This window comes from Pseudoalteromonas sp. UG3-2 (genome assembly GCF_037120705.1).
Classification (GTDB): Bacteria; Pseudomonadota; Gammaproteobacteria; order Enterobacterales; family Alteromonadaceae; genus Pseudoalteromonas.
Genome location: NZ_JAWLJU010000002.1, coordinates 2673501 through 2682500, shown reverse-complemented (window position 1 = coordinate 2682500; position 9000 = coordinate 2673501). Strand labels below are relative to the sequence as shown.

Below are 9000 nucleotides of genomic sequence, written 5' to 3'. Positions count from 1 at the left end.
GATATTATCTAATTCCCGCTGTAGCTCAGCACAATTAATCTCACCGTTCCAAAATAGTTGTTCAGCAATTCTGACCAGTTCAGTTGAGTGAAGGGCGGTCACTTTGCAATCACCTGCAAAGTCGGTAATAAGCTTTTTGGTGTAGGCGTTATTCGAAGTGGCTGGTGTCGCTAACAGTGCAATATGTTTCGTTTCAGAGGTGGCTGCAGCCGGCTTTATTGCAGGGACTACGCCAATGACTGGAACGTTAGCATAACGGCGTGCTTCTTCTAGGGCATACGTGGAAGCTGTGTTGCAGGCAATAATGATCATATCGACTTGGTGTAAAGCTTGATTTTGCCAAGCGATAAGCTGCCGTATTCTGGCTTTAATTACCTCTTGTGGCTGTAGGCCATAAGGTAAAAGCGCGTTGTCCATAACATAACTGAAGTGGGCATTAGCGATCTGAGCGCGCACTTCATGCAACACGCTTGTTCCACCAACCCCTGAATCAAATACTAATATGTGTGGCAAACTTCAACTCCCATAATCCTAGGCGCTGAAGTTTGCCACGACTTACTAATAAAATAAACTAGCTAGTTTGCTGCTGTTGCTCTGTGTTCGCGTCATTGAGCTTGTTAAAGAAGCTGCTGGCATAGTCTAAGAACTCGTTAAGTCGTGTTTGCCCTTGGTTCATCCACGCCATAATATCTGGTATTTGCTCTTGAGCATTAAACTTCTTAGCTTGCTCTTGAATGGTGGCCAGTTGATCATTCAGTGGTGCAAACGCCTTTTCCAACTCTTTCATTGGGTTGCTTTGCTGATATTGCGCAATCGCGGCACTGGTTTTACTTTGCTTTAAATCCATAGTGAAATTGGTTACCTGATCCGATCCCAAGTTCAATGATTTGGCCATATCAAAGGCGCTGTCGTACTCGCCGGCAAAAAAGGCATTACTGACATCGCGAATATCTTTCATCATGTCGTTGATGGCTTGCTGTTCGTCTTCATTCAACTCACCATTAACTTCAATTGAAAAACTGACTTGTTGCGACGATTTAATGCCATAAGCCATACCTTGCTTATTGTCCTTTTGCGCAACGCTGGCAGCGCGGCCTTGAGAGTATGTATCAGAGAAAGAAATCACCACTTCGTCGCCTTCGGCAGTAGTAAAAGCATATTCTGCTTGATTGGATAAGCTGGCAAACTGTGCCGCACTGACTGCCATGGCTTGCGGTGACTTTTCTTCAAATAAGGATTTTTCAAACTCGTCCAATCCCGAAAAAATGCCTTCTTTAGACTGCGCAATGCCCTCTTCAATGTCGCTATTAAACGCTCCCATGCCCTTGAGTTCCTCGCTGGCCTCATCGATCCCTTGCTGTACACCTTTACGAGCATCGCTCAGCATCGACTTTAAAGCGTCGTCACTTTCGCCATTGGCTTGCGCTTTTTTAACCACCCCTTGAACAAACTCCAAGACATTTTTAACAATGGCCTCAAAATCAAAAAGCGGCTTGTCTTTTTTGTCTTGAGCGGGTTTCTCGCTCCCCAGCTTTTCAGCTAGCTTATCGTCTAATAACTTAGCAGCCAGTTTTGATTTATCGCCGGCGTAATTGTCAGTGTTAAGTTGTATATTTGGTTCAATTCCTTTGCTTTTACCAGGCTTATGCTGCATTGCTGGGTTAAGCAACTGGTATAATTGCTCTATTTTCATGGTTTGCCCTCCACATTATCTAGCTCTTATTATCTGCACAGAACTCAAAAGCTGTAGTGATATGTGCAAAAAAACATCAACTCCGTATAGACAACAATGCTAGACTGGACAAATTAGCAACGCTCCCTACAATAGCGCCTCTTAATTCAACATAGATGGTTTTAGCATGGCTGTAATAAAAATCGATGACTCTACCTATGCGCAACAGTTAAGCGAAAAAGCTCAACGTATCAGCGCGCAATTCGCTAAATTTAATGCTCCGGAGCTTGAGGTGTTCGAGTCTGCACCGCGCCATTACCGCCAACGCTGTGAGTTTCGAGTCTGGCATGACGGTGACGATCTGTTCCACATCATGTTTGATCAACAAACTAAAGAAAAAATACGTGTTGATAGCTTTGACCCAGGCGCTCCGTTAGTCAATGAAATGATGCAGGTGATGATCGCGAAATTAAAGCATAATGAAATCTTGCGTCGTAAGCTGTTTCAAATTGATTACCTAACCACACTCAGCGGTGAGGTACTAATTAGCTTGCTTTATCACAAGCAGCTCGATGAGCAATGGCAGCAAGAAATGAATGCACTGCGCGATGAATTACAACAGCAGTACAAGGTTGACTTTATTGGCCGTGCAAGAAAGCAAAAAGTGGTGTTTGGCAATGACTTTGTTATTGAGTCACTGACGGTGAACGGCAAGCGTTATGTGTATCAACAGGTAGAAAACAGCTTTACCCAGCCCAATGCCGAGGTCAATGAAAAAATGTTAGCTTGGGCACAGTCGATTAGTCAGCCATTAAGCAACGATTTACTCGAGCTGTATTGCGGCAACGGTAATTTTTCCATTGCCTTAGCAGAGCATTTCGACCGCGTCCTGGCTACTGAAATATCAAAGTCTTCAGTGAAGTCGGCGCAATTTAATATTGCCGAAAACCAAGTTGAAAACTTAGACATTATTCGCATGTCGAGTGAAGAGTTTACCCAAGCCATGCAAGGGCAGAAGTTTTCACGCCTGAAAGACATTGATTTGTCTTCCTACAATTGCCAAACCATTTTGGTTGATCCACCCCGTGCAGGTATGGATGAACTCACTTGTCGCTTAGTCAGTAATTATGACAATATTATTTATATTTCCTGTAATCCAGACACACTGGAGCGCGACTTAGAGTTATTATGCCAAAGCCATAAAATAGCACGTATGGCGATTTTCGATCAGTTCCCTTACACCCATCATATTGAATCCGGTGTCTACTTAGTTAGGAAGTAATCGTAGTTGGCTTAGCTAAATAAAAAACCCCGCATCGCGATGCGGGGTTTTTTATTTAACTCAATCAGTTATGTATTGAGCCTGTTGTTCTACTAAAGCAATTATTTCTTAGCAAGGTAGTTGACTAACGCTGCAATTTTCTCAGGCGTTGTGGTGTTTGATTCACGTAACAACAACTTATACTTACCGTTAACGATAAAAGTCGGTACCCCAGTTAGCGCGCCTTTCTGAGTTAAGTTTTGCTGCATACGCTGCATTTTTGAGGTTTTTGTGCGTACGGCAAAGCTGGCATAAAGCTTATCGAACTTCTCACCATCAACACCTTGTGCTACAAAAATGTCCTTAACATCAGCTAATTCGTTGATTTTTCCACGCTTGCCATGAATGTGATTAAACAGTGCAGCCACAATTTTATCTTTTTGCGGTAGTACAGATGCAGTTGCTAATGCCTGTGCCAGTACTTGTTGTACTTCTGGGTCTCTAGGACCTACAAAATCAATATGGCTTTTTTTCAGGGTCACCGTTTCATCGAGCTGCGGCTTAATGTCTGCCAGCATATTTTCCATGGAATTACAGGCTGGACAGTAAAACGAAAAATACTCCATGAGCTCAGGCTTTCTGGTTGCACGTTCTGCTACCACTTCATAGTGAACTCCTTCTTCATAAGGGGCTGCTTGTGCTGTTAACGGCAACATCAAAGCGATGGCCAAACCTTTGATTAATTTCAACATTAGTTACTTCTCCAGTCCTTATTTTTCTAATAGGTAAGCAATAAGCTCATCAAGTTGTGCTTGGCTTTCAATCCCCTGCATGATGATGCGATACTTATCATTAACGATGAAAGTCGGCACCCCTTTTAATGCGCCTAACTCTGAATATTTTTCTTGTGCTTTTTGCATATTATTCTCAGCACTGATCACCGGCATGCTGGCCACAGCGGCTTCGAATTTCTCTGCAGCAATACCGTTTACCGCTAAAAGTGCTTTAACGTCTTTAATATCTCTTAACTGATTCTTTTCGATATGGATGGCACGGAAAATCTTTTCTGCGATGACATCTTCTTTATCAGCTTGCTTAGCAACAATATAGGCATAGCTCAGATTACTTTGTGTTTGCGCAGGCAATCCACGTAAAAAGTTTACATGGCTTTTCTCAAACACAGCCCCTTCAGGTAAATTTGCTTCGATGGCTTTTGCGATTGGCTCAAAGCGGAAACAATGTGGGCAGTAAAATGAGAAGAATTCAGTAACTTTAGGGGTTTCACTCGCAGGTGTAGCAATCGTTTCATAGTGCGTACCGTCAACAAACTCTGATGCCAAGGCAGCAATAGGTAAACATAACGCAATAAATGCAAGTTGTAATTTTTTTAGCATGCGACTCTCTCTAAATTTTATGGAAATAAGCTCAAACTTGGTTCGCTCAGTGCAGCCAGTTGCTCTTTTAATGCTAGGATCTGCTGTTCCCAGTATTTGTCCGTTGCAAACCAAGAAAAGTTCCGTTCAAAAGCAGGATCTTGCCAGCGCTCAGCAAGCCAAGCCATGTAATTAATCATCCGCATGGCACGTAAAGGCTCAATTAAAGCCAGCTCCTTACTATCAAACGAGTTAAATTCTTCATATGCCATCAACAAGGTGTCGAGCTGCAATCTCTGCTCATTGCGATCGCCGTTAAGCATCATCCACAAGTCTTGTATTGCTGGCCCTTGGCGACAATCATCCAGATCCACCAACATCAACTGCTCGCCTGACCAAAGCAAATTGCCGGCATGGCAATCACCATGCAGCCGGATGGTTGAATCCACTTGATACTGCTGTGACGCTAAGTTAATGACTTGCTCAAGGATAGTAACAAATGGAGTGTGTAAATGACTAGGCACTAATTGGCTTTTTAATAAGGTTTCTTTTGCCTTAAAGAGGAACTGCTCAGTGCTCAATGTTGGCCGATATTGAAATGGCTTACTGCCAGCTAAGCCATGCAGCCTGCCGAGATAACGCCCCAAAATCTCTAGGTGATCCAAATTATCTAGTTCAAATTGTCGTCCACCAACACTTGGAAACAAGGTAAAACGGTAGCCGGCATGACAATGCAAGCTGTTGCCCGCAATGACTAAAGGCGCTACCACAGGTACCTCACCCTGACTCGCCGCTAAGGCAAACTCATGCTCTTCTAAAATTTGCTCATCCGTCCAACGATTCGGGCGGTAGAACTTCACCACATAACGCCGGCCATCTTCTGCAGCAAACTGATAAACTCGGTTTTCATAACTGTTTAGCGCCAACAACCCAGATGTCGGATAGATTTCCAGCGATTCAATAGCATCCAAGATTAAATCTGGCGTTAAGGCGTTAAAACTAAAATCATTCATATAACTCAGCGATAAAAAAAGCGGGTTGCCCCGCTTTTCTTACCTTCCTTTAAAGAAGTTTGTGGGTTGCGCCAGCTGTTCACCTGGCTCACTCTCATTAATTAATATAAATTCAAACTCGGTAACCGGCTTGTTCAAATCGTACGGGTCGATGATCACCGACAAAGGAACGTTTAACGTGCTACCTGCTGGCAGCTCAAAGTTCTGTTTACCGATCACTTCGTAATGACTTAGACCGTCGATCGCGATAGAAAATTGCTGTGCTACTTGCGCTTTGTTAATCACTTTAAGGGTGTAGGTATTTTCCACACGACCATCAAAGTCGACCCGATAGAGCTGATTTCTGTCTCGAATGATATCAAGATCCATTGCTTGGCGCATGGCAATATTGGCAGCCAATGCCCCAGTAATGATCACCAGCACCATTAAGTAACCGATTAACTTACCGCGAACGGCCTTAGTTTTTTCGGATGAGGCTTCTAGATTACGCTCAGTGGTATACGAAATCAGGCCGCGCGGGTAATTCATTTTATCCATCACGCCGTCGCAGGCATCAATACAAGCACCACAGTTAATACACTCATATTGCAAACCATTGCGAATATCGATTCCCGTGGGGCATACTTGAACACATAAATTACAATCGATGCAGTCGCCCAGCCCTAGCTCTTTGGGATCTTGCTTACGACCGCGTGGTCCACGTTTTTCGCCGCGACTGGCATCATAACTTACCGTAAAAGTGTCCTTATCGAACATGGCGGATTGAAAGCGTGCGTATGGACAAATATGCAAACACATGATTTCCCGCATCCAACCAGCATTACCATAAGTACATACCGTGAATACAATAATGCTTAAAACGGCATAAAAACTGGCATCAAAGGTCACCAGATCGGGAATAAGCGCTCTGATAGGGGTAAAATAGCCAACAAAAGTAATGGCGGTGTAGAGAGAAAATAAAATCCAACTGCTGTGCTTTGCCGTTTTCCGCCAAAACTTATCAAAGTCCATTTTTCTTTGATCCAGCTTCTTACGTTGATTGGCACTGCCCTCAAACTTTTCTTCAAACCAAATAAAAATAAAGGTCCACACTGTTTGCGGGCAGGTATAACCACACCAAACTCGACCATAAAAAGTAGTGACTAAGAACAGCGCAAACGCCGCAATCATCAAAATAAAGGCAAAAATTGTTAAATCTTGTGGCCACAATGTCATACCAAAGATATTGAATTTTTGCTCAAAAATATCGAATAACACCGCTTGATGACCGCGAAAGTTTATCCATGGCAATAACATAAAAGCCAGCATGCCAACAAACCCAATACGCCGACGTAATAGCTGATGGAGGCCTTTCACAGCTCGAACATAAATGCGATTTCTTGGGTTAAAGCGGTCCGGCGTTGAGCTGTTTAGTGATTTGCCTTTTCCGCTGCCATTCGGCTTTTGGATTTTAACATCTGACGGGATGTTCTTGACCTTAATTTTATCGTTCTCCATGGAAGCTCCTTAGTGCTTAGGAACGAGACGCACTTGCTACAGTGACCCCTGACGCAACTTGCCGCAACAGTGACGACTTTGCCAATCTGACTGTAACCCTATTATACGCCGTGAAACTCTATAAGTAATAGCCAGTTGACTTAAAAGTCGTAATAAATAGTGAGAGTCCTTGCAGCGCTGGCCTTTAGTTTATTAAACTAGCGACACCAACAACATTAGCTAGATCAAAGCCAAGTTAATTTATGAAGAAATTTATATTGCTCGCCATAATAGTGGTCGCACTATTCACGGTGGATCATCCGATGATCAAAGAGCCCAGAGAAAAACTACTTGGCCAAGGCGTGGAAGTTCTCAGCGAAACCAGCAAGGTTCGCCGTAGTACCGCCGCAAGGATCGCCAGAGCAAAAGTAGTCAAAGCACTCGAAATGACTGAAGCAGAGCACAATTACATTACGGAAGCCCTAGCAACAGATGAAAAAGTGAGGGTTTTTCACCTTAAGTATTGCAAAGAAAATGACATTAACCTGTATTTCTACGGCCCAGATCTGATAAAAATCTGTGACATCACCGCCCAAGCAATGCAGGAGGCAAAAGCACTGTAATGGACTTTGAGGCGCTGAATAAAAAGTTTGCCAACTCATTTAATGAGCAAAAGGCGTTAATTAAAAAGCTCAGTCAAGGCAAGCAGGTGCGCTGCCCTGACTGTGGTCAGGTAATTGTATTGAGCTTAATAGCGGGCCAAGAAAAGCGCGCCGCAGCAAAATGCCCAAAAGGCTGTACCGCAATCGAGTTTGATTTAGCTTAACCTTCAAACAGACCGCTGTTTACCGCAGCGACTTCAACCAATTCCGCATAGGCTGGAGCAAACTCTGCCGCTAACTCACTTTGCTCTTGAATGAACTCCGCCAATGGTTGTTTTACTTGTGAGCAGTAAGCCTGAAGTTGTGCTTCACCCAGCGAAAATAGCCCTAATTGCTCGGTGCTCACTTGCAGTGCTTGTTTCACCTCATCATTGAGCGGGCTTGCCATTAATTGCTGATAAAAAGGCGTTGCCGCCATTAAAAACCCTTCACACCAGCTGCTTTTCTGCTCGAGCGGAGTGTCTGCGTGCCAAGGCAACTCATAGCCACTTTCATATACTTGTTCGCTGATCTCATGATGCAGCGCCATTAATGCCACAGCAATCGCTTCGTCTAATGCTTGATCGTCTTTAGTTAAGGTTTTCAGCCACTGCTCTACTTCTATGCCATTGGGATCAACACAGGTGGCGAATAAAAACCCCTGCAAGAATGGCAGGTCAATGACAATATCACGCTCAGCGAAATACCCTAATACCGCTTGTTGCTGCTCGTCTGTAAATGCAATCTTATACATAATTGGCCTTGCAAAGCGCTTTGGCGCGCATCAAATTAAGTTCGATATTGTTATAAGTTTACCGGATAACGGCCATCGCTGTCAGGTCGGCCTAAAAACTTCACGGCATCATGCACTTCTTTGGGTAAGCTCGCCTCTGGCTTGATGTTACCAGCAACGCGGAATTGAAAGTTGGCAGCGAGGGTAGCATCAGCCTGAAGTCCTAAACGGTTCTCTGGGTCTACCACAACCGCAATATCGCCCGATTTACAATCCAGTTGACCGCTAAGATCGCCAATACTGAACCAGCCATTCATGCCTTTGACATCAATGTTTGGACTGCTGATTTCACCTTGCAGATCTTCACAATAGGGTTGCCCCAATTGGTAGTTATCAACATTAACGATAACGCGTCCCTTAGCATCCACAGGCAAAGGCAGCGTCACTTGCTCCATGGCTTGCTCCACACTAAAGCGTAAAGAAGCATTGCTGACACGCAAGGACTGACTAAACAAATTACTTGAAAAGCGTGCGTTGCCAGAGATTTCATTGCTGTCTCTGGCATTGCCAAATTTCACTCGTCCAGCCAAATTGCCCCCCAATAAAGAAGCTGGCTGCAATTGCCACTCCACTTGATTAAGCTGAATGTTATTGAAGCGCACGCCACTCACTTGACCTTGCCAAACCGTGCCATTAACCGCTCCAAGCTGAAGATTGGCGGGTAACTGGCCCTTGAACAACTGCAAAATCACTGCAGCTGGCATGGTAAAGGCACTGAAAATAATAAATGCGATTAAAAATATAATCACTAGAGATAGTGTTCTTTTCATA

Annotated in this window: 11 protein-coding genes (1 of these 11 cut by a window edge); 3 read left to right on the top strand and 8 right to left on the bottom strand. The window is 43.9% G+C overall.

Annotated features, from left to right (window positions below):
* Both murI and R3P39_RS15055 read right to left on the bottom strand, forming a co-directional pair.
* Nucleotides 1-513: the 5' portion of a glutamate racemase gene (gene murI, locus R3P39_RS15060; protein ID WP_336568462.1), read on the bottom strand. 276 nt of this gene lie to the left of the window's left edge; the window shows 513 of its 789 coding nt (coding positions 1-513); it begins with the start codon at nt 511-513; its stop codon lies off the left edge, out of view.
* Nucleotides 514-571: 58 nt separating this feature from the next.
* The gene (locus R3P39_RS15055; RefSeq protein WP_336568460.1) at nt 572-1693 is read right to left on the bottom strand and encodes a DUF5610 domain-containing protein; all 1122 of its coding nucleotides are present in this window, start codon (nt 1691-1693) and stop codon (nt 572-574) included.
* A 166-nt stretch (nt 1694-1859) separates the two neighbouring features.
* Here R3P39_RS15055 and trmA point away from each other — a divergent pair, with 166 nt between their 5' ends.
* Complete coding sequence (gene trmA, locus R3P39_RS15050; RefSeq protein WP_336568459.1) at nt 1860-2954, top strand: tRNA (uridine(54)-C5)-methyltransferase TrmA; 1095 nt, start codon at nt 1860-1862, stop codon at nt 2952-2954.
* 101 nt (nt 2955-3055) lie between these two features.
* On the opposite strand, the gene R3P39_RS15045 is transcribed toward trmA, so the two are convergent.
* From R3P39_RS15045 to ccoG, 4 genes are read right to left on the bottom strand one after another with little or no spacing between them, the layout of a single operon-like run.
* Nucleotides 3056-3685 carry a thiol:disulfide interchange protein DsbA/DsbL gene (locus R3P39_RS15045; protein ID WP_336568457.1) on the bottom strand — a complete coding sequence of 210 codons (630 nt, stop codon included), beginning with the start codon at nt 3683-3685 and terminating at the stop codon, nt 3056-3058.
* An 18-nt stretch (nt 3686-3703) separates the two neighbouring features.
* Nucleotides 3704-4327 carry a thiol:disulfide interchange protein DsbA/DsbL gene (locus tag R3P39_RS15040; RefSeq protein WP_336568456.1) on the bottom strand — a complete coding sequence of 208 codons (624 nt, stop codon included), beginning with the start codon at nt 4325-4327 and terminating at the stop codon, nt 3704-3706.
* Between the two features lie 17 nt (nt 4328-4344).
* A complete protein-coding gene (locus tag R3P39_RS15035) occupies nt 4345-5319 on the bottom strand; it encodes a serine/threonine protein kinase (protein WP_336568455.1) in 975 nt (324 codons plus the stop codon).
* 39 nt (nt 5320-5358) lie between these two features.
* Nucleotides 5359-6816, bottom strand: a complete 1458-nt coding sequence (gene ccoG, locus R3P39_RS15030; RefSeq protein ID WP_336568454.1) for a cytochrome c oxidase accessory protein CcoG — start codon at nt 6814-6816, stop codon at nt 5359-5361.
* Nucleotides 6817-7058: 242 nt separating this feature from the next.
* Here ccoG and R3P39_RS15025 point away from each other — a divergent pair, with 242 nt between their 5' ends.
* Entirely contained in the window at nt 7059-7418 is a 360-nt protein-coding gene (locus R3P39_RS15025; RefSeq protein ID WP_336568453.1) for a hypothetical protein, read from the top strand.
* Entirely contained in the window at nt 7418-7621 is a 204-nt protein-coding gene (locus R3P39_RS15020; protein WP_336568451.1) for a hypothetical protein, read from the top strand. Before R3P39_RS15025 ends, R3P39_RS15020 begins: the two co-directional genes overlap by 1 nt.
* Here R3P39_RS15020 and R3P39_RS15015 read toward each other — a convergent pair.
* Together R3P39_RS15015 and R3P39_RS15010 are read right to left on the bottom strand one after the other, a co-directional pair.
* Complete coding sequence (locus tag R3P39_RS15015; protein WP_336568450.1) at nt 7618-8190, bottom strand: UPF0149 family protein; 573 nt, start codon at nt 8188-8190, stop codon at nt 7618-7620. The two genes, R3P39_RS15020 and R3P39_RS15015, sit on opposite strands and share 4 nt — an antisense overlap.
* Before the next feature lie 50 nt (nt 8191-8240).
* A complete protein-coding gene (locus R3P39_RS15010; RefSeq protein ID WP_336568449.1) occupies nt 8241-8999 on the bottom strand; it encodes a type II secretion system protein N in 759 nt (252 codons plus the stop codon).
* Nucleotide 9000 lies beyond the last annotated feature (1 nt).